This is a genomic window from Mesorhizobium sp. BR1-1-6 (assembly GCF_020165355.1).
Classification (GTDB): domain Bacteria; phylum Pseudomonadota; class Alphaproteobacteria; order Rhizobiales; family Rhizobiaceae; genus Mesorhizobium.
This window is the reverse complement of record NZ_JAIUHZ010000028.1, coordinates 1-21,682: the sequence shown is the minus strand read 5'-3', so window position 1 is coordinate 21,682 and position 21,682 is coordinate 1. Positions and strand designations below refer to the sequence as shown.

At 61.0% G+C, this 21,682-nt stretch carries 24 protein-coding genes and 2 pseudogenes; 16 read left to right on the top strand and 10 right to left on the bottom strand.

Going from position 1 to position 21,682, the window contains the following annotated elements; all coding sequences use genetic code 11:
* The first annotated feature begins 19 nt into the window (after window positions 1-19).
* Genes LB545_RS29290 through LB545_RS29260 form a run of 7 tightly spaced genes read left to right on the top strand, consistent with a single transcriptional unit; the run spans window position 20 to window position 7,793 of the window.
* The gene (locus LB545_RS29290) at window positions 20-985 is read left to right on the top strand and encodes an ABC transporter permease (protein WP_140500709.1); all 966 of its coding nucleotides are present in this window, start codon (window positions 20-22) and stop codon (window positions 983-985) included.
* Window positions 985-1,884: an ABC transporter permease gene (locus LB545_RS29285; RefSeq protein ID WP_140518197.1), complete on the top strand. Its 900-nt coding sequence runs from the start codon at window positions 985-987 to the stop codon at window positions 1,882-1,884. The genes LB545_RS29290 and LB545_RS29285 overlap by 1 nt, the downstream gene beginning before the upstream one ends.
* Window positions 1,884-3,608: a dipeptide ABC transporter ATP-binding protein gene (locus LB545_RS29280; RefSeq protein WP_140581943.1), complete on the top strand. Its 1,725-nt coding sequence runs from the start codon at window positions 1,884-1,886 to the stop codon at window positions 3,606-3,608. Before LB545_RS29285 ends, LB545_RS29280 begins: the two co-directional genes overlap by 1 nt.
* Window positions 3,608-5,050: an amidohydrolase family protein gene (locus LB545_RS29275; protein ID WP_224706202.1), complete on the top strand. Its 1,443-nt coding sequence runs from the start codon at window positions 3,608-3,610 to the stop codon at window positions 5,048-5,050. The genes LB545_RS29280 and LB545_RS29275 overlap by 1 nt, the downstream gene beginning before the upstream one ends.
* 45 nt (window positions 5,051-5,095) lie before the next feature.
* Window positions 5,096-5,893, top strand: coding sequence for an aspartate/glutamate racemase family protein (locus tag LB545_RS29270; protein ID WP_224706201.1), 798 nt, complete (start codon window positions 5,096-5,098; stop codon window positions 5,891-5,893).
* 5 nt (window positions 5,894-5,898) lie between these two features.
* Entirely contained in the window at window positions 5,899-6,561 is a 663-nt protein-coding gene (locus LB545_RS29265; RefSeq protein ID WP_318012577.1) for an ankyrin repeat domain-containing protein, read from the top strand.
* On the top strand, window positions 6,558-7,793 hold the full coding sequence (locus tag LB545_RS29260; protein ID WP_224706200.1) for a cyanate transporter: 1,236 nt from the start codon (window positions 6,558-6,560) through the stop codon (window positions 7,791-7,793). The genes LB545_RS29265 and LB545_RS29260 overlap by 4 nt, the downstream gene beginning before the upstream one ends.
* 307 nt (window positions 7,794-8,100) lie before the next feature.
* Here LB545_RS29260 and LB545_RS29255 read toward each other — a convergent pair whose 3' ends face one another.
* The 3 genes from LB545_RS29255 to LB545_RS29245 form a co-directional block, all read right to left on the bottom strand.
* The gene (locus LB545_RS29255; protein ID WP_181165452.1) at window positions 8,101-8,244 is read right to left on the bottom strand and encodes a hypothetical protein; all 144 of its coding nucleotides are present in this window, start codon (window positions 8,242-8,244) and stop codon (window positions 8,101-8,103) included.
* Window positions 8,245-8,294: 50 nt separating this feature from the next.
* Window positions 8,295-8,756, bottom strand: coding sequence for an RrF2 family transcriptional regulator (locus tag LB545_RS29250; protein WP_140518192.1), 462 nt, complete (start codon window positions 8,754-8,756; stop codon window positions 8,295-8,297).
* Window positions 8,757-8,817: 61 nt separating this feature from the next.
* On the bottom strand, window positions 8,818-9,282 hold the full coding sequence (locus tag LB545_RS29245) for a group III truncated hemoglobin (RefSeq protein ID WP_140500702.1): 465 nt from the start codon (window positions 9,280-9,282) through the stop codon (window positions 8,818-8,820).
* Between the two features lie 326 nt (window positions 9,283-9,608).
* On the opposite strand from LB545_RS29245, the pseudogene LB545_RS29240 reads away from it, so the two are divergent.
* The 3 genes and pseudogenes from LB545_RS29240 to LB545_RS29230 form a co-directional block, all read left to right on the top strand.
* Window positions 9,609-9,818, top strand: a pseudogene (locus LB545_RS29240) (transaldolase family protein); the annotation flags it as partial.
* A 256-nt stretch (window positions 9,819-10,074) separates the two neighbouring features.
* Window positions 10,075-11,610 (top strand): FAD-dependent oxidoreductase, encoded by a 1,536-nt coding sequence (locus LB545_RS29235; RefSeq protein ID WP_224706199.1) that lies wholly within the window; start codon window positions 10,075-10,077, stop codon window positions 11,608-11,610.
* Window positions 11,611-12,120: 510 nt separating this feature from the next.
* On the top strand, window positions 12,121-12,606 hold the full coding sequence (locus LB545_RS29230; RefSeq protein WP_140518188.1) for a universal stress protein: 486 nt from the start codon (window positions 12,121-12,123) through the stop codon (window positions 12,604-12,606).
* 161 nt (window positions 12,607-12,767) lie between these two features.
* On the opposite strand, the gene LB545_RS29225 is transcribed toward LB545_RS29230, so the two are convergent.
* From LB545_RS29225 to LB545_RS31255, 3 genes and pseudogenes are all read right to left on the bottom strand, one after another.
* On the bottom strand, window positions 12,768-13,388 hold the full coding sequence (locus tag LB545_RS29225; protein ID WP_140657152.1) for a Tim44/TimA family putative adaptor protein: 621 nt from the start codon (window positions 13,386-13,388) through the stop codon (window positions 12,768-12,770).
* 55 nt (window positions 13,389-13,443) lie between these two features.
* Window positions 13,444-15,009 (bottom strand): annotated as a pseudogene (ctaD, locus tag LB545_RS29220) (cytochrome c oxidase subunit I); the annotation flags it as partial.
* 132 nt (window positions 15,010-15,141) lie between these two features.
* Window positions 15,142-15,417, bottom strand: coding sequence for a 5-formyltetrahydrofolate cyclo-ligase (locus LB545_RS31255; protein ID WP_411961464.1), 276 nt, complete (start codon window positions 15,415-15,417; stop codon window positions 15,142-15,144).
* 512 nt (window positions 15,418-15,929) lie between these two features.
* On the opposite strand from LB545_RS31255, the gene LB545_RS29210 reads away from it, so the two are divergent.
* Together LB545_RS29210 and LB545_RS29205 are read left to right on the top strand one after the other, a co-directional pair.
* Window positions 15,930-16,775 (top strand): LysR family transcriptional regulator, encoded by an 846-nt coding sequence (locus tag LB545_RS29210; protein WP_140518333.1) that lies wholly within the window; start codon window positions 15,930-15,932, stop codon window positions 16,773-16,775.
* A 71-nt stretch (window positions 16,776-16,846) separates the two neighbouring features.
* Window positions 16,847-17,392: a DUF488 family protein gene (locus LB545_RS29205; protein ID WP_140663427.1), complete on the top strand. Its 546-nt coding sequence runs from the start codon at window positions 16,847-16,849 to the stop codon at window positions 17,390-17,392.
* Here LB545_RS29205 and LB545_RS29200 read toward each other — a convergent pair.
* The 4 genes from LB545_RS29200 to LB545_RS29185 form a co-directional block, all read right to left on the bottom strand.
* Window positions 17,325-17,960 carry a nucleoside-diphosphate kinase gene (locus tag LB545_RS29200; RefSeq protein ID WP_224706198.1) on the bottom strand — a complete coding sequence of 212 codons (636 nt, stop codon included), beginning with the start codon at window positions 17,958-17,960 and terminating at the stop codon, window positions 17,325-17,327. The genes LB545_RS29205 and LB545_RS29200 overlap by 68 nt on opposite strands.
* Window positions 17,961-18,127: 167 nt before the next feature.
* Window positions 18,128-18,592 carry a nucleoside diphosphate kinase regulator gene (gene rnk / locus LB545_RS29195; protein WP_140500694.1) on the bottom strand — a complete coding sequence of 155 codons (465 nt, stop codon included), beginning with the start codon at window positions 18,590-18,592 and terminating at the stop codon, window positions 18,128-18,130.
* A gap of 321 nt (window positions 18,593-18,913) precedes the next feature.
* Window positions 18,914-19,120 carry a hypothetical protein gene (locus LB545_RS29190; RefSeq protein ID WP_224706197.1) on the bottom strand — a complete coding sequence of 69 codons (207 nt, stop codon included), beginning with the start codon at window positions 19,118-19,120 and terminating at the stop codon, window positions 18,914-18,916.
* A gap of 100 nt (window positions 19,121-19,220) precedes the next feature.
* The gene (locus LB545_RS29185) at window positions 19,221-19,667 is read right to left on the bottom strand and encodes a hypothetical protein (protein WP_224519094.1); all 447 of its coding nucleotides are present in this window, start codon (window positions 19,665-19,667) and stop codon (window positions 19,221-19,223) included.
* A gap of 174 nt (window positions 19,668-19,841) precedes the next feature.
* On the opposite strand from LB545_RS29185, the gene LB545_RS29180 reads away from it, so the two are divergent.
* The 4 genes from LB545_RS29180 to LB545_RS29165 form a co-directional block, all read left to right on the top strand.
* A complete protein-coding gene (locus LB545_RS29180; protein ID WP_140525743.1) occupies window positions 19,842-20,363 on the top strand; it encodes a hypothetical protein in 522 nt (173 codons plus the stop codon).
* 11 nt (window positions 20,364-20,374) lie between these two features.
* Window positions 20,375-21,067: a CBS domain-containing protein gene (locus LB545_RS29175; protein WP_140558742.1), complete on the top strand. Its 693-nt coding sequence runs from the start codon at window positions 20,375-20,377 to the stop codon at window positions 21,065-21,067.
* A 10-nt stretch (window positions 21,068-21,077) separates the two neighbouring features.
* A complete protein-coding gene (gene fdxA / locus LB545_RS29170; protein WP_140525745.1) occupies window positions 21,078-21,416 on the top strand; it encodes a ferredoxin FdxA in 339 nt (112 codons plus the stop codon).
* Window positions 21,417-21,421: 5 nt separating this feature from the next.
* Window positions 21,422-21,682 (top strand): hydantoinase/oxoprolinase N-terminal domain-containing protein (locus LB545_RS29165; protein WP_281405970.1); only part of this gene is annotated, 261 nt, incomplete at its 3' end.

The window sequence follows — 21,682 nt, the reverse complement described above, 5'->3', positions numbered from 1 at the left end:
TCTTGAAAGGTTTTTCCTGATGATCCGGATTCTATCGGTGCGGCTGTTGCAGGCCATCCTCGTGATGGTTGCCGTAACCGCCATCGCCTTCATCATGTTCCGTTTCGTCGGCGATCCGGTCGCCACGATGGTGCGCGAAGGCGCGAGCCAGGCTGAGAAGGATGCCTTGCGCGTCGCTCTCGGACTCGACAGGCCACTTTTCGTACAGTTCCTCGAATTCGTCGGGCGCGCGCTTCATGGCGACCTCGGCACCAGCTTTCGCTACCAGGAGCCTGTCGTCAGCCTGCTGTTGACCAGGCTTCCCGCAACGCTGGAACTGGTCGTGGTCGCGACCCTCCTGTCGCTGTTCATCGGCATCCCGACGGGGGTTCTCTGCGCCCTGAAGCCGAACGGCTTTCTGTCGCGGCTGATCCAGTCGCTGACCCTCGTCGGGATATCCATGCCGACATTCGTCACCGGCCTGCTGCTCATCCTGATCTTCGCCGTCAGTCTGCGCTGGCTGCCGTCCTCGGGGCGTGGCGAGCTTGTCGATCTCGGCTTCTGGAAGACAGGCTTCCTGACGGCCTCCGGCCTCAAATCGCTGATCCTGCCTTCGATCACACTGGCGCTGTTCCAGTTGACGCTGATCATGCGCCTCGTGCGCTCCGAGATGATCGACGTGCTCTCTTCGGACTATGTCCGCTTCGCCTTCGCGCGCGGTCTGCCCCGCCGCTACATCTACGGCCGTCTGGCGCTGCGCAATGCCTTGATGCCGGTCGTGACCGTCACCGGGCTGCAGATCGGACAACTCATCGCCTTCGCCATTGTCACCGAAACCGTCTTTCAGTGGCCGGGCATGGGGCTGCTTTTCACCAACGCCGTCGGCTATCCGGACATCCCCGTCCTCGCGGCCTATCTGCTGTTCGTCGGCTTCCTGTTCGTCGTGATCAACATGGTCGTCGACATGCTCTACGCATTGATCGATCCGCGGCTGAGGACAAAATGATGGCAACGCAGGTATCTCTGTCTCGCAGGCTTCCTCCCATCTCGGTCATGATCGCTGGCTTGATCCTGGTGACCATGCTGGTGCTGGTGATCTTCGCTCCGTTGATCGCACCCATCGATCCGCGCGATGTCTCCTCATATTCGCTGATCGACATGGAAATCCCGCCCGTGTTCATGGACGGTGGCGATCCGCGCTTCCTGCTGGGCACCGACAATCAGGGACGCGATCTGGTCTCGGTCATCCTCTTCGGCCTGCGCATATCGATGCTGATCGGCGCCGGGGCGGTATTGTTGGCCGCTGCCATAGGCGTCACGCTGGGATCGATAGCCGGCTATTTCGGCGGTATCATCGACAGCATCGTGATGCGGATCGCCGATGTTCTGGTGAGCTTTCCGACGATCCTCGTCGCGCTTCTGATCAGCGGCATAGCCCGCGCGCAATTGAGCGCCGATACGGTCTCGAGCTGGGCACCGGTCATCCTGATCTTCGCGATCGCCGTCAACGAATGGGTGCAATATGCCCGCACTGTGCGGGCCTCCAGCATGGTGGAAATTTCCCGCGACTATGTACGAGCCGCCAAGGTCATCGGTCTTCCGTCCCGCCGCATCATGATGCGGCACATCCTGCCCAACGTGATGAGCTCCGTCATGGTGATCGCCACCATCAATCTGGCGGGCGCGATCCTGACCGAGGCGACCCTGTCGTTCCTCGGCGCCGGCATGCCGGCCACCTATCCCTCGCTCGGCACGCTGATCCGCATCGGCAACGAGTTCCTGTTCTCTGGCCTGTGGTGGATCGCCGTTATGCCCGCCGTCGTGCTAGTCGTCCTGGTTCTGGCAGTCAACATAATCGGCGATTACCTGCGCGATCGCTTCAACCCCAAACTGATGGCGAACTGATGGAAAACACAACGCCACACGCACTCGACATCAGGAATCTGCGGGTCGAATATCCGCTTGCCAACGGCAGCATTCTCGCTGCCGTCGACGACATCGACCTGACGATCCGGCCCGGCGAGATACATGCGCTGGTGGGAGAATCCGGTGCGGGAAAAACCACCGTCGGCAATGCGCTGATGGGCTTGTTGCAGGCTCCCGGCAGGATTGCTTCCGGCACCATCACCATAGCGGGCAAGCCGATCGACATCCGAACCGGTCGCACCAAGGGGATCATTCCAGGCCGTGACGTCGGCGCGATCTTTCAGGATCCGATGACAAGCCTGAACCCGCTTTTCACCGTGGAAAGCCAGTTGTGCGAAGGCATGCTGGCGCATCTGAAGATCGGGCGCCGCGAAGCCAGGGCCCGCGCGCTCGAATTGATGAGAGCCGTTGGCATTCCCGAGCCGGAACGCCGGCTGGGCAATTATCCGCATCAATTGTCGGGCGGCCAACGCCAGCGTGTCGTCATCGCCACCGCACTTGCCTGCGACCCAAGGCTGATCGTCGCCGACGAGCCGACGACGGCGCTCGACGTGTCGGTGCAAGCGCAAATCCTCAAGTTGATCCGCGAACTTGCCGATGATCGCCGCGTCGGCGTCCTGCTGGTTACCCACAATATGGGCGTGGTTGCGGAAATTGCCGACCGGGTCACGATCATGCAGAACGGTTGCGTGGTCGAGAGTGGATTGACACACGATGTGCTGACGGCGCCCAAGGCACCTTACGCGCGCACGCTGATCGCCGCTGTTCCGCCGATCGACATTCGCCTTGACCGTTTGCCGGTCCCAAGCGAGGAAACGAAGACAACACTGGAGGCGCGCGAAGCCGTGCGCTCCAAGAACACCGGCACCGCTGCGGGGCGCAACGGCGAAACCGCGCTGACGGTACGCAATCTTTGCGTGGAATACGGCCAGCGCTCGTTCATCCCGGGCCGCAAGGCATCGGTCTTCAAGGCCGTGAAGGACGTCTCCTTCGAGGTGCGCCGCGGCGAAATCTTCGGGCTTGTCGGCGAGTCCGGTTGCGGCAAGACCACGGTCGCCAACACCATTGCCGGTCTCGTGACGCAGAGTTCGGGAACCATAGAGTTTCAGGGCACGGCATTGGCCGCCCGTCGCGACAAGACCGTGCGCCAGTCACTCCAGATGGTGTTCCAGGACCCGTATTCGGCCCTCAATCCAAGGCTGCGGATCAATTCGGCGATCGCGGAGCCAATCCTGTTCTACAAGCTTGCCTCCAGCGCAGCGGAAGCGCGGCTGGACGCCGAGACATTGCTCGAGGCGGTGGGCCTGCCGGCGCAGGCCGGCTCTCGGTTCGCCCATGCCTTTTCAGGCGGCCAGCGCCAGCGCATCGCGATTGCGAGGGCGCTCGGCCCCCGGCCATCGCTGCTGATCTGCGACGAGCCGACCTCGGCGCTCGACGTGTCGGTGCAGGCGCAAATTCTCAACCTGTTGAAGGACCTACGAGATCTTGCCGGGCTGTCGATGCTGTTCATCAGCCACGACCTCGCGGTGATACGGCAGATGTGCGACCGGGTCGCCGTGATGAAAGGCGGCGAGATCGTCGAACTCGCGGATACCGAAACATTGTTCTCCGCGCCCACTCACGAATACACGCGCGAACTCCTGCGCCTCGCGCCTTCGCTCGACCGCATCCTTTGCAGCGAAAAAAGAGAAGCGAGCCTGTGATGGCAGACATTCTGATCAGAAACGGCACCGTCATCGCTGTCGATCCCGATCGGCGGATCATTCCCGATGGCGCCGTAGCCATCGAGGGAGACCGCATCGTGGCCGTCGGCGCTTCGCAAGACGTGGCGCGGGACCATCCGGCGCGCGAGACGATCGACGCCCGCGGCATGGCCGTCATGCCAGGCTTCGTCGACAGCCACGCCCATGCCGGGCACGGGCTGATCAAGACGATGGGCGGCGGCCGCAGCGACCTCTGGTACAGGGCATGCCAAGGTGCCTATACGGTGGGTTCGACGCCGGAATTCTGGCATGCGGAGGCGCAGCTTGCCGCGCTGGAACGCCTGCGTTTCGGCGTGACGACCGGCGTGTCCTTGCTTGGCGGCGGCGATTCGGTCATGCGCACCGACGATCCGGCCTATGGCAACGCCCATATGGAAGGCGTGCTTGGCATCGGCACGCGCTCAGTGGTCGCCGTCGGCACCACGCGCCCGCCGCACCCCCTGACTTATGCACGTTGGAAGGGCGCCAGCCGTACCGATTATCCGGTGTCGTTCGACCAGCAGCTTGCCACCTCGCAAAAGCTGGCCGACCGCTGGCACGGCACCCACGAGGATCGTCTGCATCTCGCCCTGCTGACGCCGACCATGCATCAGGAACATCTCGATGGTCCCGGGGCAGGGGACGCCATCGCGCAATCGCGCAAGGTCAGGCAGATCGCCGAACAGCGCGGCCTGATCTTCACCCAGGATGGTCATACCAAGGGCAGCGTGAAGATCGCCGGGGAGATCGGCATTCTGGGGCCGCGCACACTGCTGTCGCATGCGCCCGCCCTGACTGACGAAGAAATAGCGATCTGCGCCGAAACCGGCACGAGCATCGTGCACAATCCGAGCGCCGTGGCCGCCATTCTCGCGCGCTGCCCGGTCACGGAACTTCTCGACGCTGGCGTCGTGGTGGCCATCGGCTCCGATGCGACCGCGCCGGACCGCTCCGCGGACATGTTCCGTCACATGCAGCAATGCATGCACTATCATCGCACTCATTTCCACGATCCGAGCTGGCTTCCGCCGGGCAAGGCCCTGGAGATGTGCACCATCGACGGCGCGCGTGTCCTGGGCCTCGACCATCAGGTCGGATCGCTGGAGCCCGGCAAGAAGGCCGACGTCATTCTTGTCGACCTGCGGCGCCCGCATCTCTACCCGGCCAACATGCCGGAATTCCGTGTCACCTATTTTGCCAACGGCAACGACGTCCACACCGTGCTGGTCGGCGGACGCGTGCTGTTGCGCGACCGCAAGCCGGTTCATATCGATCAGGATGCCGTGCTCGATGCCGCGCAGCGGGAGACGGAACTGATGATCGAGCGGCTGGGTCTGCGCGATCTGCTCAGGACCCCGGACCGGTTCTGGCGGCACAGCCGCGACACGGATCTGATCGAATAGGCTTCAATATCGAGACAGCCCCATCAGCGATGCGGAACGGCAGCGATGCACGTTCCATCGGACGGCGGCTATAGGAATTTTCGCATGGTACGCATCGGCATCATCAATCCCAATTCGACCGTGTCGATGACGGGATCCATCGCCGTCGCGGCGCGGCTAACCGCGCAGGCCGGCACCGAAATCATCGCAATGCAGAACGACAGCGGCCCGGCTTCCATCGAAGGCCCGATCGATGGCGCGAAGGCGGTCCCGGGTCTTCTCGACCGGATCGAACGGGCCGAGCGCAGTGACGCCGTGGAGGCCTATATCATCGCCTGCTTCGACGACACCGGGCTCGACGCCGCGCGGATGCTGACGCGCAAGCCCGTTATCGGCATAGGCGAGGCCGCCGCCCGCGTCGCCAGCATCGTGGCGAGGCGCTTCACGGTGATTACCACCTTGCCGGTTTCCGTTCCTATTCTCGAGGACAATCTGGTTCGCTACGGCCTTTCGCCATTCGCCACCGTGCGGGCGAGCGGCATTCCCGTCCTGGCGCTGGAAGCGAATGGCGAGGCAGCCTTGTCGATCATCAGCGAAGAAATCCAGGAGGCGCTGCGGGTCGATCGCGCCGACGCCATCGTGCTTGGCTGCGCCGGCATGTCGGATATGGCGCGGCGACTGGCCAGCCTTCACGGTGTCCCGGTCGTCGAAGGGGTGTCGGCGGCTGTCAGGCTCGCGGAATTGCTCGTCGGCCTGGAACTTCATCCCAGGCAGGATGCTTTCGCCACCTCTCGGCGGAGCATGACGGCTTCGCTCGCCGCAGCAACCCGCTCGGCTTCCACGCACAGCGTGTCGGGGGGCTGATGCCGATGGTCAAGCGCAGACTTTTGCTGGGCGTCATCGTCGCCTGCATTCCATTGATAGCGTTGGGGCAGAACATGAATGAGACAAGGCTTCACTCGGCTGCGGCAAATGACGATGTCTCCATGATCAAGATGCTTGTTTCCGAGGGGGCCCGGATCGACGCGCGCGACGAGAACGGCCGCACGGCTCTTCTCGTCGCGACCCACGGCAACAAGGTCAGCGCTGCCAGGACTCTCATCGAGGCTGGCGCGGACGTCAACGCCAAGGACGATATCCAGGATAGTCCATATCTCTACGCCGGCGCACGCGGGCATCTCGATATCCTGAAGATGACGCTTGCGCACGGCGCCGACCTGAAGAGCACCAATCGCTATGGCGGTACCGCGCTCATTCCGGCTGCCGAACGCGGACATGTCGAGACCGTCGGCGCGCTGATCGATGCCGGTATTGATGTCGATCACGTCAACAAGCTCGGCTGGACCGCGTTGCTGGAGGCCATCATCCTCGGCGATGGCGGGCAGCGTCATGTCGAGATCGTGAGGCGGCTGATCGAGGCCGGCGCCAACGTCAATCTCGCCGACAAGGACGGGGCGACACCGCTGCGGCACGCGCGCAGGAACGGCTATGCGCAGATGATAACCCTGCTGGTGCAAGCGGGCGCCAGATGAACAGCGCGAAAATGTCGATGACCGCGCAGCCTGCAACCGACAGGCAATGGACCCTGCTTGCCCTCGTCGTGCTAATCGGGATCAACCTGCGTCCCTTTCTGACGGCGCCGGGACCGATATTGGCCGATATCGTGGCCGACACCGGGATGGGCTATGGCAGCCTGGCCATGCTGACGCTGTTGCCGATGCTGCTGATGGGCCTCGGTGCGTTCGTTGCACCGGGCATCCAGGCGGCCGTCGGAACGCGCCGGGGCCTGCTCGCGGCGCTAACGGTGCTGACAGCGGGCTCGCTGCTCAGGCTTGTCGTGCCCGGCGGCCTGTCGTTGATCCTGACGGCGGCACTTTGCGGGGCGGGGGTGGCCTTCATCCAGGCCGCGTTTCCGGGGATCATCAAGGCAAAGTTCCCGACCAGCACACCCGCCGTGACCGGCCTCTATTCCTGCATGATCATGGGCGGTGGGGCGCTCGGCGCACGTCTGGCGCCCCTGCTCGTCAACAACGGATACGACTGGCGGGCAGCCCTTGCCTGGCTCGCGGCTCCCGCCGCCATTGCGCTGTGCGCGGCATTCCGCGTCCTGTCCGACGCCAAGGCTTCAAGACCCGATCGCGCCTTGACCGGTTTTCTGCTTCGCCGCCCACGGACCTGGGTTCTGATGGCGGCCTTCGGCCTGGTCAACTCCGGCTATTCCTCTATGGTCGCCTGGCTTGCGCCCTACTACCAGGCGCAAGGATGGAGCAGTGCCGCCAGCGGCAACCTTGTGGCCGTGATGGCCATTTGCCAGGCGGCTTCGGCCCTGGTGCTGCCTGTCCTGGCGCGCCGGGGCATCGACCGCCGTCCCTGGCTCTGGCTGACGCTGCTGCTGCAGGCGGCGGGCTTTGCCGGACTTGCGGTTTTTCCCGCACTGTCGCCCGTTCTGTGGGTGGGGATATGCGGGGCCGGTCTTGGCGGAAGCTTCTCGCTTGCAATCGTCACGGCGCTCGATCATCTGCCGCGGCCGGAGCAGGCGGGCGCGCTGGCTGCGCTGATGCAGGGCGGCGGTTTTCTGATCGCCGCGCTTGGTCCATTCGCCACCGCGCTCCTGCATGGCTGGAGCGGGAGCTTCAGCAGCGGATGGATCATGCATCTCGGCTGCGTGACCGTCACAGCGTTTCTCTATCTGCACTTCAACCCAAAACGGTACGCCGACGTCATGAGGGGCTCGGAACAAGAGCAGTGCGAAATGGCAGTTTAACGAAGCGGAATGCAAGTTCTGAACTCAATGACGACGTACGTCTCCGCGGGGTGAGCAGCAGGCGCTTGCGCCGCATCTCGGCCGTGGAGATCGGCTCTGCCGGATCATCGGGGCCGGGCTGGCGCAGACGACGATATACCTCCTGCAGCTCATCGTCGCCCGCTATGCGCTGTCCAAGCGCCCGCCGGTCGCGCGCTCTGTACTTCCCCTCCTCGGCCGACAGTTCTCCATCCGCCAAATCGCAATTGGGGTTGCAGGCGCCCAGACAACAGCCGGGCCGATAAAGTCACACGCCATCGTTGCGAAACTACACAAACATCATCACGATGATCGCTCCGATAACTATCAGGACAAGCCCACCGATAAGCATCGGCAGCAGAGTGTTGTCCGGGTCGATATCAGAATCAATGTCCTTTGTGACCTGTTGATCATTCTTCTTTGGTTCAGCCATGGCCCATCTCACATCCGAGCAAAAACAGCGCGCGTCGAAGCCGCGCAACATTATACGGTCTTGCGTGTCGCCCCGGTGCGAACGGGTGGTATCTGACCGCCGAGGAAGTCTTCGGGCATCAGTGTGATGTCGGCGAGCGTGTAGCGGTCAAGGACGTTCAGGAAGGAGGCTGTCGCTTCGTCAAACATGCCTGAAAGCTTGCAGGAGGCGGTTAGCACACATCGGTTTCCGGTCGCGAAACATTCGACCAGCGCGAAATCCGGCTCGGTTAACCGCACGACATCGCCAATCCGGATCATCTCAGGCCGGCGCCCGAGAATGAGACCACCGGAACGGCCGCGGATTGCCTTCATATAGCCGCCACGGGTCAGGGTGTTGGCGACCTTGTTCAGATGCGTCTTCGACACGTTGAAGGTGCGGGCAACCTCCTCGATCGTTATAAGCCGGCTACCGGCGGCGGCAGTGTACATCAGCATCCGCAATGCATAATCCGAAAAGCTGGTCAGCCGCATGAATCACGGCTCCCTGTCGATCGCTGTGCATTGTAGGAACCACTCACAAACCGGTCGTGCATCACAAGTCTCTCTCGACGATAGGTTCGATGCCGATCGTGGTCTCGCCGCGGTTGAAGGCGATCGCGAGACGGAAACTGTGAGCAATTCGCAGCGCGCGATCCATAAAAAGCGTCGCCACCTCGGCCGGGCAAATGCGACGCACCGTTGTCCGAAACAATATTAGCCAGCGACGGAAATGCGCCGCGCCGAGGCCGGCTATGACCAGGTGCGGCGGCAGTGGCCTGCCGTCGTATCGGGATGTCCGAAGTAGAGTAGCGGACCAGAAGTCACACATCTTCGCCAGATGCTGCGGCCATTTATCTGGCTCGATCCGATCGTGGAAAATGGGGCCGAGAAGGTCATCACGGCGAATTTCGTCATAAAACCCGTGGACTACACCGCGGATCATTGCCTCGTCGAGTATGTTGGGCAATGGCACGCCGTCGACCACGATTGTTCTCTTGCTTCGACCGTTCGCGGTCATTCCGAAGCTCCTGTTTTCTCCGACGCAAGCTGGCTGAAGCCTTGGTTCGCTCTTCGATGTGATCCTCTATATAAGATATATTATCAATCTATCTTATTGCGTGGCAAGACGCCGTGATGCCGCACCAGAAATGGGTCTGTCCGACCAAGCGGCGAATGACGAGCCCTGAATCCTAGGCATTTCCGAACTGCCTGGACATCACCCCAGGCCCGAGGCCGGAAGTATCTAAATTGGCGGGGAATTCCCGATGTGGCTCAGTTTCGAGAGTCGCCAACGCCTCATCAGATGACCGTGCCAGCCGGAGTCGCTCCCGAACCTGAAGTGCGATCTACGACAACGGCAAATCCTTCACGACGGAAATCCTGGCGTCCTCAATTCGCACTCCACTCCATGTCAAACAGGCGGCGATCGCAGGCGCGGATGTCGCGACCGTACCACCAGCGATACTCAGAAACCTCGCCAGACATCCACTCACCGACAAGGGCCTCAAGTCGTTTCTTGCCGACTGGGGAAAGACTGGGCAGGCGATCTTGTAGTTGTGCGCAGTGGAATCGCGGAGGGAAAGCCATCATGAAAACTGCACTCAACTATCGATTAAATTCGTTTGCATGATGTCCGCGAGAGCGGGAGACTGCGGTCTGAGCCACTCAGCCCAGTACATGACGCAGTCGGAATGTCGGCGCGGATAATGCTGAGAATCTGAAGGCGCACTAGCCAGGCAGAAGGTACCCCGAAGCAGTGTGCCGCTTCGCCGCACGAGCGGTTTTGACACGGATCGCCAAGGACGAGAATATGGCTGAAGCTGATACCAAATCAAACGGACCGGATCTGGTCCAGGGGATCGCGCTGTCCGACCTTCTCGATGGCGGAAAGCTTGTCGGCCATTGCGGCGACGAGCAGGTGTTGCTGGTGCGCCGCGGGGCCGAGATCTTCGCCATCGGCGCGACATGCACACATTACGGCGGGCCGCTCGGTGACGGTCTTGTGGTGTCGGATTCCATTCGATGTCCGTGGCACCACGCTTGCTTCGATCTGCGCACAGGCGAAGCCTTGCGAGCGCCTGCCTTCAATCCACTCGCTTGCTGGTCGGTGGAACAGCGCGATGGGCGGATATTCGTGGGCGAGAAACTCAAACGGACGGCGCCGAAGCCGCGCGGCGGAAGCGCGGGCGGGGTCCCCGAGAAAGTCGTCATTGTCGGCGGCGGCGCGGCCGGTTTCGCGGCGGCCGAAATGCTGCGGCGAGAGCAGTACCAGGGCAGCATCGTCATGATCAGCGACGACCATGCGCCGCCCGTCGACCGGCCGAATCTCTCCAAGGACTACCTCGCAGGGAAGGCTCCGGAGGATTGGATTCCGCTGCGCGGCCAGAAATTCTATTCAAAAAACAACATCGACCTGCGTCTCGATACGAAGGCCGTCGATATCGACCTGCGTTCTCGCGAGGTCATTCTGGCTGACGGAAGCAGGAGTCCTTACGATAGACTGTTACTTGCCACGGGGGCCGAACCGGTGCGCCTCTCCATCCCCGGCGCGGATCAGCCACATGTTCACACGCTGCGCTCGTTTGCAGATTGCAAGGTGATCATCGAGCGAGCCACGACTGCGCGCCGCGCCATCGTGCTTGGCGCCAGTTTCATTGGCTTGGAAGTTGCCGCAGCGCTGCGCGCGCGCAATATCGAAGTTCATGTCGTGGCGCCGGATAAACGACCCATGGAACGGGTCCTCGGTCCGCAAATGGGTGACTTCATCCGCGCACTCCATGAGGAACATGGAGTCGTGTTCCATCTCGAGGACACCGCGAGCAGCATCGACGGCAACAAAGTGAAACTAAGCAGTGGCAACATGTTGACGGCGGATTTCGTCGTCGCCGGCGTCGGCGTGCGTCCGCGGACCGGGCTTGCCGAAAGGGCGGGGCTCACTCTTGACCGCGGCGTCGCCGTAAATGCCTTTCTGGAGACGAGCGCACCGGACATATTCGCGGCCGGCGACATTGCGCGGTGGCCGGATCCTCACACTGGCGAGAACATTCGGGTCGAGCATTGGGTGGTTGCAGAGAGGCAGGGGCAAACCGCGGCCCTGAACATGCTCGGCCATCGCGAGAAATTCGCGGCCGTGCCGTTCTTCTGGAGCCAGCACTACGACGTTCCCATCAACTATGTCGGCCATGCCGGGCAATGGGACGAGATTGCTGTCGATGGAGACATCGGTGCCAGGGACTGCCTGCTGCGCTTCAAGCGCGAAGGGCGCACGCTGGCTGTCGCTTCGATCTTCCGTGACATCGAAAGTCTAGGGGCGGAGATGGAAATGGAGCGCCAAATGGCAAGGTAGCAAGCGCTCTTGGGCACCGCGATCCGTAGAGAGCGCAACCCGTATGGCGCAGCGGTGCGTCGCTGTGACTGAAAGGAGTTCGACTTATGTCCACAGTGCAACAGGAACCGAGCACCACCAACGGATTGGACGCGGTTCATTCAAAGATCGTCAAGTTCGCTACCGGTGTGGCCAGGGAAGCGTCCGATGAGGCGCCGACCTCGGTCGAAATCTTTTCGGACAGGGGCCGCTGGTACTGCAGGGTCCGTCGCGGCGATGAGAAGACTCGGCCAATGGGTCCCTATTCCAAACAACAGGCTGAGCGGATCCAAGAGGCTCGGAGACTGTTGATTGCCAAAAGAGGCACCGCTCGGATCATGTTCGAGTAGGGAGGACATTCACGATCACGTCGGCCGGCGTACTTCTCACCACAACCATCGTTCATCATCGACTTTTTTGAAACTGTGCAGGTAGACCTCCGGCTTTGAGGGTTGTCGCGTTGTGAAGCCGCGTTGCGCGGCAGGGTGTCTGTTGACGTTTTCCCCTTGGCCAAGCCGGCATCGTCGCAGCCTCGCCCGAGGGCGCCTCTTCTGGCAATTTTCATCGTTCCACCCACCTGGTAGCCTGATCCTCCAGGCAGGACGGCCTGTCTTCGTCGCCTCGACCAGCCAGGAAAATTTCCGCATCAACAAGATTCTTGTCGGATGGAAGGATAGGCGTGAAGCCAAGCGCGCGGTTACCGATGCCGTGCCCCTTTTTCAAATGGCTCAGGAGGCTGGTATAATCACGATCGAGGATGCCGCGACCGATGAAACCTGGAACAGCCTGAACAATATCGTCGCCTTCCTTTCGAGCCACGGCGTAAGGGCGAAGGCTGACGTGTTTCCGGAAAGATCTGATGGTGGATCAATCGCTGATGTGGCCGATGCGATGCATGCGGATCTGACCATATCCGGCGCCTACGGCCAGCAGGTTCAGGGAGTGGATCTTTGGCGGTGCTACCCGCTCGCGGCTTGAGAATGATCGACTGAACCGGTCATGCCGATTTGATCGTGATACACAAGTCGTGGATGCACATTGTCAAAAGCTGGAAATTCCGCGCGGCTTGAGCGCTCCGGGTTGACCGCCCATCTATAGTGACAAGGCTGTCAGGCAGGCATCGGGTGAGCATGCACTCGTTACTCGCCTTCCGTGGCGATCAACATCCAATTGCGCTTTGTTGACGGGGTGTCACAGGCGAACGTCCACGTATCGATCACCTCAACGATCTGCTGGGGATCGCCGGCGACGATTGCATCGTTGGCCGAGCGTGTAACGCTGACCACGTCGGAAACGAAGCGAACGGCAATCTCAGCGGTGCTATTCTCCGCAAGAGCGTCGACGACCTTTGCTTCCTTCGTGCCAATGAAGGTGAGTTGCAGCATCTCCCCCCGATCCCGGCGGCCGGCAATCGCTCGTCCGAAGATATCGAGCACTTCCGGCCCGACGAGACGCTTCAACGTTGGGATGTCGCTGTCCGCATACGCGCGCAGGATAGCTTCATAAGCCATATTGGCACCGGTCAGAAACGCGGCAAGGTCGAAAGTTGGGTCGATCTCTCGGATCGCATCCAAGCGTGTGTCCGTATAGGATATATCGTCGATACTGCCGGTTCGCTGCTCTGTCGGCGCATCGTCCTGCTTGGCCTTGTCGTTGCCCGAGCGCGGCAGAGTTTGGCCCCAACTGCCCAGCAATGCCCAATAAAACGCTATGATCGCCACGAGCAGGATCTGGTTGTTTGGATCTGTGGTTTCGTTCATGACGTTCTCCCGACAGAATGTCGAAACAGGCGCCGGTTCGGAACCGGAGCGAACACTAGGCAATGCGCGGCAGCTTCTCCCATTGATGGAAGGGCGGCGGCGATGGCAGCTGCCATTCCAGCGTCGTCGCCCCTTCGCCCCAAGGATTGGCGCTTGCCTGGCGTCTTCGGCTGAAGGCCTCGGCAACCGCGATGAAGAAGACGACAAGCCCGGCCGTTGAGATGTAGGAACCGATCGACGAGACGAAATTCCAGCCGGCAAAAGCATCGGGATAGTCGGCGTAACGTCGCGGCATGCCGGCCATGCCCAGAAAATGCTGCGGGAAAAAGACGAGGTTGACGCCGATGAACATCAGCCAGAAATGCAGCTTGCCGAGCGTTTCGCTGTACATATAGCCGGTCATCTTCGGGAACCAGTAGTAGAAGCCGGCAAAGATCGCGAAGACCGCCCCCAAAGACAGCACATAGTGGAAGTGAGCGATCACGAAATAAGTGTCGTGGTACACGCGATCGATACCGGGGTTCGCAACCATGATGCCAGTGACGCCACCAATGGTGAACAGCAGGACGAAGCCGAGAGCCCACATCATGGGTGTCTTGAACTCTATCGATCCTCCCCACATGGTCGCCAGCCACGAAAACACCTTCACGCCGGTTGGAACGGCGATGACCATCGATGCGAAGGCGAAGTAGCGCTGCGTGTCGACCGACAGGCCGGTCGTATACATATGATGCGCCCAGACGACAAAGCCGATCGCGCCGATTGCCACCATTGCATAGGCCATGCCGAGATAGCCGAAGATCGGCTTCTTGGCGAAGGTCGAGATGACGTGGCTGATGATGCCGAAGCCAGGCAGGATCATGATGTAGACTTCGGGATGGCCGAAGAACCAGAACAGATGCTGGTAGAGGATCGGATCACCGCCGCCGGACGGCGAAAAGAAGGTCGTCCCGAAGTTGCGATCGGTCAACAGCATGGTGACCGCGCCGGCGAGCACCGGCAGCGACATGAGAAGCATGAAGGCGGTGACCAGCATCGACCAAGCGAACAGAGGCATCTTGTGCATGGTCATGCCGGGTGCGCGCATGTTGAAGATGGTGGTGATGAAGTTGATCGCGCCGAGGATCGAGGAGGCCCCCGAAAGGTGGATGGACAGAATAACGAGGTCGACGGCGGGACCTGGCTGGCCCTCCGTCGAATAAGGCGGATAGAGCGTCCAGCCGCCGCCATGGCCGAGCGTACCGGGCGCTCCCGGAACGAACATCGAGGTGATGAAGAGGATGAATGACACCACCAGCAGCCAGAACGAGATGTTGTTCAAGCGGGGGAAAGCCATGTCGGGCGCGCCAATCATGATCGGCACCATCCAGTTGCCGAAGCCACCAATCAGCGCCGGCATGAGCACGAAAAAGATCATGACCAGCCCATGGGCACTGACGACGACATTGTAGACGCCCGGATCGCCAAATATCTGCAAACCCGGTTCCTGCAACTCCATGCGGATCAACACGGAAAGCGCCGTACCGAAGACGCCTGCCATGATCGAGAACAGCAGGTAAAGCGTCCCGATATCCTTGTGGTTGGTCGAGAACAGCCATCGGACGAGAAACCGGGGCTTGTGATCATCCAAGGTCGAGGCTGGATTGGACATGATGTGCTTCCTGCTCTCCTCTTCCGGCAGGCAAGACGGCCTCAACCATGGACGGCACCTGCGATCCGCCGTCACACGGGGCTAGGTCTTGCCTGCGCTCTTTCATTCATCCGTGACGACCACATCCATCGGAATGTCGTGCGGCTGCGGATAGATGGTTCGGATCCTGCTACGGGCGTAACCGACGCCGACGACGAGAGGCCGCCTGGGCGCCGCGGCCAGGGTCCGGTCGAAGAAGCCGCCGCCATAACCCAGGCGATAGTTAGCCTCGTCGAAACCGACAACGGGCGCGATGACCACATCCGGTTGGACGGCAGGTCCATGAGAGGGACAAGAATATTCCAGACTCCGCGTTCGAGCGGGTCTCCCGGCCCCCAGATGCGAAACTCCAGCGGCCAGCCTTTCTTGATGACGACTGGAAGCGCAATCCGCCCGCCGCGCTCGATCACCTTTATCGCCCAGTTGCGGAGGTCGGGCTCACCGCGGAACGGCCAATAGCCGCTGACGATCCGCCCGCTCACCCGACCGACGGCCAGGTCGAGAACGGAAGCGATGCGTAAAGACCTCGCATTGCGTTCCTCGGCGTCGATCGCGAGACGCTCATCGATTAGACGCTTGCGTTCCGCCTTGCGCCATCGACAGACATCGGGCCATGCGTCCTGAACGGCCGGCTCAGTGCCGTACCCCGGGACAAGCTCATGCATAAAGCATGGTGGAGAGGCGTATTCTCTCGTCTCCGGACAAACATCCTCCTGATCAGACATCGCACGCTCCATATCCGTTACAGCGGAGACCCTCGCCTACGTGGACGTTGCGCTGCGTAAAACAGGAAGGCAAACGGAATTAAATGCTGTATTGATGCAAGATTATTGCACTAATCGGGAACCAGCATGGACATCGACCGCGCGCGCACGTTTTTGGAAATCGTCCATTCCGGCAGCTTTCTGAGAGCTGCCGACCGACTCCACGTCACCCAGACCACTGTCAGCGCGCGGATACGCACGTTGGAGGAAGAGCTCGGACGTCAGCTCTTTGTCCGCAATCGCAATGGTGCGCAGTTGACGCAGGCGGGCCGGGAGTTCGAGCGGTTCGCGCAATCATTCGTGCAAATCTGGGAACGAGCACGCCACCAGCTCGCCATCCCATCGGGACGGACAAGCGTCGTTGCCCTGGGCGGGGAGCTCAGCCTGTGGAACCCGCTGCTGCTCGATTGGCTGGTCTGGATGAAGAAGGCCAGGCCGGAAATCGCCATCCAAGCCCAGGTCGGCGTGCCGGACCAGCTCCTCGAGCAGCTCAGGACTGGCGTTCTCGACATCGCGGTGCTCTATGCGCCGAAGCTGCTGCCAGGCTTCAGGGTGGAGCTCCTCGTGGAGGAGCAGCTCGTCTTGGTTCGGAGCACGGACAGAGACTCAGAGTTGGACGCCTCAAGGGACTATGTCTATGTCGATTGGGGGCCGCTGTTTGCGGCCCAACATGGCGCCAGTTCCTCTGCCTTCGGCGAGCCGGGATTAATGGTCGGCCTTGGTCCGCTTGGGCTGAGCTACATTCTGCGCGCCGGCGGAATGGGCTATTTCCGTAGGGGCGCGGCAGCGCCCCATATCGAGGCCGGGCAGCTGGAGGTCGTGGAGGGCGCGCCGGAATTCACCTATCCGGCCTATGCAGTCTATCCGGATGCAAGCGCGTCGCGAACCGACGTACAGGAGGCGCTACGTGGATTGAAGCAGGTGGTGAAATGACCGTGTTCTGTCAGTTCCAAATCACTGATCATGCGGCCGGAAAGAAATCCACCGCCATGGATTGATCGAACATGCCTTATCCGTTCCACACCATCGGCCACTCGACCCGGTCGATCGCCGAATTCGTCGCCCTGTTGCGGGTTGGCGAGATTACGCTCGTGGTCGACATAAGGACCATGCGGCGATCGCGGGCGAATCCGCAATTCAACAGCGAAACGCTGCCGGACAGCCTTGCGGATTTCGCGATCGGATATGAGCATATTGCCGAGCTTGGCGGCCTGCGCGGCAGGGCGCACGCCATTCCACCGACGCTCAACGCATTCTGGCTCAACCAGAGTTTTCACAACTACGCCGACTACGCGCTGTCAGCGGAGTTTCATGGCGGTCTGGAGCGGCTTGTGTCCCTTGGCAGGCAGCAGCGGTGCGCCATCATGTGCTCGGAAACGCTTTGGTGGCGTTGCCACAGAAGAATCGTCGCGGACTATCTGATCAGTCGTGGCGAGGCCGTTTTTCATCTGATGGGCCATGACAAGGTCGAGCCGGCGAAGCTCACCGACGGTGTGGAGGCAAGGCTCGACGGAACGCTTGTCTACCCGCTTTCCCAGCGTTCTGGATAGTCGAGGCCTCAGGCGGCCGACGGCCCCGGGTCGTCGAACCCGTCGTTGAAAGCCGCCATGACGCTGTTTTCCGCTTTGGGTTGTGACTCATCAGAGTGATGGGCGACGCGCAAAACCGGTCCGTTCGGTCGCCACGGGTCCGGCGCTGCATCCCCCGCAGCTCCAATCTCTCCCGCCTTGCCGCTTCCGGCTGGTAGACCACTTCATGCACAGTCAGCGTTTCATGGCCGCCCTGCGCGGTCGGAATGGACATGGACTGACCTTCGGCCAGACCAAGCAGCGCCAGGCCGCGCGGGTTGGTGATCGGCAAAAGCATGCCAACCAGACCGCGCATCTCGTCATGTGCGACGATGCGGGTCTCGGCAGGGCCGTCGTTTACACGATAGGTCACTCGGGTGCTGAGCGTCACGACCGTTGGCGGAATGTCTTCTCGAAACATCACAATTGCGCTCGAAATCTTCCGTTGAAGGACAACGGACAAGGCATCGCCGCGGGGATGGCGCTCTTGCATCACTTCAAGAATCGTGAAGTCCTTGGTGGTCAGTTGGCAGCTATCGATGGTGGGCATGGTGCGTCTCCAAGACGGACCCGTGAAAGGGTTCCGGCGTCAAGCATTTGATCGGATGTGGAAGCTACCCCCTGTGCCGGACCAGAACAGGCCGGCGCAGCGCAGGGGTCACACTCCCGCGATCAGGCTGCCTGCGTGATTGAGGAGACGGATGGAAACGCCCATGTCTAGGCGTCTGCCGGGATCGCCGAAGACGCTGGTGCGCGCCGATCGACTGCATCGCCTTCCGCAGCGGGTTGGCCTACGGCAAGCACCGACAGTTCGTGCCGGCGCCCATCGCGCGCTGTCCACATGATCGACTGTCCGGCCGAGAGGCCGATCAGGGCCGTGCCGATCGGCGTGAGGACTGAAACCTTGCCTTCGGAGATGTCCGCGTCGCCAGGAAAAACCAGCGTGACTGTTTTGGCATTGCCAGTATCGGGCTTGAATGTCACCGTCGAACCCATCTGGACGGTGCCGGCGGAGACCCAATCATCGGCGACGATACGTGCCCGCTCGAGTTCGGCGAGCAGTTCATCGGAGGCCTCCGGATTGCGCGCGGCCACGGTGCTCGCAACCGCCGACAGACGCGCATGGTCTGACTGTGAGATGCGGATGTTCGGCTTGCGCCGCGTTTTCGTGTTGTCTTGCATTTGAATACTCGTGCTTCCGCTCGGACCAGCCGCCACGGAGGGTGCCGGAATCGAGCCAATTCGTGAAAATCTTGATGGAACGCCAATGCTCCGGAGGCTTGAGGTCCTGCGGAACCATCCCATGTGGGTAATCGCACCGCCCCTCGGCTCGGGGCACGCATTGGCAGCCGAGCCGGGGGCTACATTCCCGCTATGGGGCAAACCCGGAAAAGAAAATCGCGACGAATTCTGACTGCGGCGTTCATAGGACCATAGTTGGTGAAGCAATCCGGGAAGTCAAGTCAGCCACCTCGGTGCAGTCTGGCGGCTATCAATCCTAAACTAGTCAGGGCGGGCGCCAAGCAACGTTCTTATCACCAGCTCTCTTCCGGCCCGGTTTATCCCGGTCCCGCTGGGTCTTTCTTCAGCCAGCCCGAGAAAGACAAGACGTTCGGCCAAGGCTTTCGATAGAGATGGGTAGGGTCCGCGGTTCATTCGCTTGAGTGCCGTCTGCTCCTCCTTGGTGAGATCGTCCCAGATAACTGTCATGAGAGCCATCTCCCTTGTGTGCACTATCAAGCCGATGCCGATCCTGGATTGTCCAGCGACGGGCTGCGACCATGAATTCATTGGGCCCCGAAGGTCTTGCTTATGGAACGGCATCTGTTCCGACAATGCCGCCTTCATTCTCCAGAACGCCGATCCGCTTGACTTCCGAGCGGTTGAGCTTCAGGCGAACGCCAATACCGCCGCCGTTCTCGGCAATGAAAACGGCGCCGGCGCTTTCAAGCGCGGTTTGCAGCGTGTCGCAGATATCTCGGTCAGGAAGGTTGATCCGGCGCTCGAATTCTTCGATGACCAGCGCATCCACGCCTGAATTGCCGGCGAGCTTTTCACGGGTCCATTCGACCAGTGCGCGAGCGGCACGGCATTGAGCACCAGTGATCATCCTCAAAATCTCCTTCTGGATCGCTTTGGGAGCGAATTGCCGCCTGCTGAAACCCAGGACGCTGGGGGTGCGACGGCCGCGTCCGTAAAAAATGCATATCGAATCCGAAAAGGAAAGGGTTGCGCCCCTCACCGCGATCGGAATCATGATGCAAAATAATTGTGCTGAAGCGGCAATAAATTTCGTTTGTCTTGCAGATAAGGATGAGTGAAGCTCGTGCGTAGCGAAACGACAGATTGGGTGCCAGCCAGCAGGTCTCAACGCTAGGAGACTGTTTGGCGATATCGCGCGAAGGGCACCTTGGGCTCGGCAATGACAATAATGGACAGGCTTGAACACGATTTCGGCAGGATCCTTTCTGGCCCGGACATTCGGCGTCATGTCGTCGGTCGAATGGTATCTGCCAATCGCCCTGACGCAGATGACGGCATCCCAATCGTACCCGTGGACGACAATGCTCTCAAAACGCGGCTGCGCGAGGAACTGCTCCTGCAAGCACGGACCCGGCTGCCGATCACCTATGCAAGACTGGCCAAGAGCATGGTTGGTTCGCAAGCAACAGGCGTGATCCAGGGTGCACTCGAACAACTGATGGACGACGATGCGGACGAAGGCCTGCCATTGCTTGCGGCCGTTGCCGTGAACGCGCTCGATCCTGGTTTGCCCGCTCCCTGGTTCTTCCACAAAGCCGAGGACATGGGGCTGTTCGCTGGCGATCCGGCCGATCTGGAAGCGTACGCTTTCCATGCAAGGGAGTTTTGTCGCGCGATCCATCTCCATGCTGGCAACGGGCAAGGCTCTGGAACGACCTTGCCGCCGGTACTGCCGCCTGCAGGCCGGTGAAGGAGAACGAAATGCTGATCGCCAAGGACGTCATGACGTCGCCGGCCATCGCGGTAGGGCCTGACAGTACGGTGGACGAGGTCGCCGATATTCTTCTGTCGCACGGGATCAGCGCCGTGCCGGTGATCGATCGAGGTGCGCTGCTGGGCATCGTCAGTGAAGGAGACCTGATCCGCCGGGCGGAGATCGGAACAGCACCGCAGGGTCGTTCCTGGTGGCTTCATTTATTCACCAACAACGCGGTTCAGGCGGAAGACTATGTCAAATCTCATTCCGATCATGTGATCGACGTCATGACACAGCAGGTTGCGACGGTGGTCGAGAGTACGCCAGTCGCCGAGATCGCAACCCTGCTTGAGCACAATCGGATCAAGCGTGTCCCAGTGCTGCGCGACGGGCAGGTGGTTGGGATCGTCAGTCGCGCTAATCTGGTGCGAGCGCTGGTCATTGCCAGGAAAGGGTGGCGCGCTCCGGCCTTGCATGACGACAGCAGCATCAGGATGGAGATTGTCGATGCCTTGCGATCCGAATCGTGGCCCTCGAGTTCGGACGTGATCGTGAACAACGGCGTGGTCACCCTGTGGGGAACGTATCTGTCGGAGCAGGAGCGGAAAGCCTCGATCGTCCTGGCTGAAAACACCGCTGGCGTGCGGGCTATCGATGACCATCGCATTCCCTTCGATATGACCTACGGCTTGGTCTGAAGGCCACCGAATGACATTCGTGGTCACCGACAATTGCATCAAATGCAAATACATGGACTGCGTGGAAGTCTGCCCGGTGGACTGCTTCTACGAAGGCGAGAACATGCTCGTCATCCATCCCGATGAATGCATCGACTGCGGCGTCTGCGAGCCGGAATGCCCGGCGAAGGCCATTTTTCCCGATACCGAGCCTGGTCTCGACGATTGGCTCGCGCTGAACGCCGAGTATGCGTTTGTGTGGCCCAATATTGCGATCAAGCGCGATCCACCCGCCGACGCCAAGGCGTTCGACGGCGAAGCGGACAAGCTCGCGAAATATTTTTCGCCGGAACCTGGGTCGGGTGACTGATCAAAATGAACGCATGTGCGCACCAGCCGTCGCCACTTTATCTGGGCATTGACACTGGCGGCACGTACACCGATGCCGTGCTGTGGTCGGAATCCACAGGCATCGTGGCCAAGGCCAAGTCGCTGACCACGCGACACGATCTTGCCGAGGGCATCGCCGGCGCCGCAGACGCTGTTTTGTCCGAGGCAGTCATCGAGCCCAGCGCGATCAAGCTCGTCTCGATGTCGACCACGCTGGCCACCAACGCCCTCGTCGAAGGGCAGGGC

What these genes read in the sequence shown, in the direction of transcription:
- LB545_RS29225 (WP_140657152.1), bottom strand. Translation starts at nt 13,388, where the DNA reads ATGAACGAAACCACAGATCCAAACAACCAGATCCTGCTCGTGGCGATC.
- LB545_RS29275 (WP_224706202.1), top strand. Translation starts at nt 3,608, where the DNA reads ATGGCAGACATTCTGATCAGAAACGGCACCGTCATCGCTGTCGATCCC.
- LB545_RS29270 (WP_224706201.1), top strand. Translation starts at nt 5,096, where the DNA reads ATGCACGTTCCATCGGACGGCGGCTATAGGAATTTTCGCATGGTACGC.
- fdxA (WP_140525745.1), top strand. Translation starts at nt 21,078, where the DNA reads ATGACATTCGTGGTCACCGACAATTGCATCAAATGCAAATACATGGAC.
- LB545_RS29180 (WP_140525743.1), top strand. Translation starts at nt 19,842, where the DNA reads ATGGACAGGCTTGAACACGATTTCGGCAGGATCCTTTCTGGCCCGGAC.
- LB545_RS29235 (WP_224706199.1), top strand. Translation starts at nt 10,075, where the DNA reads ATGGCTGAAGCTGATACCAAATCAAACGGACCGGATCTGGTCCAGGGG.
- LB545_RS29175 (WP_140558742.1), top strand. Translation starts at nt 20,375, where the DNA reads ATGCTGATCGCCAAGGACGTCATGACGTCGCCGGCCATCGCGGTAGGG.
- LB545_RS29255 (WP_181165452.1), bottom strand. Translation starts at nt 8,244, where the DNA reads ATGGCTGAACCAAAGAAGAATGATCAACAGGTCACAAAGGACATTGAT.
- LB545_RS29245 (WP_140500702.1), bottom strand. Translation starts at nt 9,282, where the DNA reads ATGACCGCGAACGGTCGAAGCAAGAGAACAATCGTGGTCGACGGCGTG.
- LB545_RS29290 (WP_140500709.1), top strand. Translation starts at nt 20, where the DNA reads ATGATCCGGATTCTATCGGTGCGGCTGTTGCAGGCCATCCTCGTGATG.
- LB545_RS29260 (WP_224706200.1), top strand. Translation starts at nt 6,558, where the DNA reads ATGAACAGCGCGAAAATGTCGATGACCGCGCAGCCTGCAACCGACAGG.
- LB545_RS29265 (WP_318012577.1), top strand. Translation starts at nt 5,899, where the DNA reads ATGGTCAAGCGCAGACTTTTGCTGGGCGTCATCGTCGCCTGCATTCCA.
- LB545_RS29200 (WP_224706198.1), bottom strand. Translation starts at nt 17,960, where the DNA reads ATGCCCACCATCGATAGCTGCCAACTGACCACCAAGGACTTCACGATT.
- LB545_RS29185 (WP_224519094.1), bottom strand. Translation starts at nt 19,667, where the DNA reads ATGATTCCGATCGCGGTGAGGGGCGCAACCCTTTCCTTTTCGGATTCG.
- LB545_RS29285 (WP_140518197.1), top strand. Translation starts at nt 985, where the DNA reads ATGGCAACGCAGGTATCTCTGTCTCGCAGGCTTCCTCCCATCTCGGTC.
- LB545_RS29280 (WP_140581943.1), top strand. Translation starts at nt 1,884, where the DNA reads ATGGAAAACACAACGCCACACGCACTCGACATCAGGAATCTGCGGGTC.
- LB545_RS29190 (WP_224706197.1), bottom strand. Translation starts at nt 19,120, where the DNA reads ATGACAGTTATCTGGGACGATCTCACCAAGGAGGAGCAGACGGCACTC.
- LB545_RS29250 (WP_140518192.1), bottom strand. Translation starts at nt 8,756, where the DNA reads ATGCGGCTGACCAGCTTTTCGGATTATGCATTGCGGATGCTGATGTAC.
- LB545_RS29210 (WP_140518333.1), top strand. Translation starts at nt 15,930, where the DNA reads ATGGACATCGACCGCGCGCGCACGTTTTTGGAAATCGTCCATTCCGGC.
- LB545_RS29205 (WP_140663427.1), top strand. Translation starts at nt 16,847, where the DNA reads ATGCCTTATCCGTTCCACACCATCGGCCACTCGACCCGGTCGATCGCC.
- rnk (WP_140500694.1), bottom strand. Translation starts at nt 18,592, where the DNA reads ATGCAAGACAACACGAAAACGCGGCGCAAGCCGAACATCCGCATCTCA.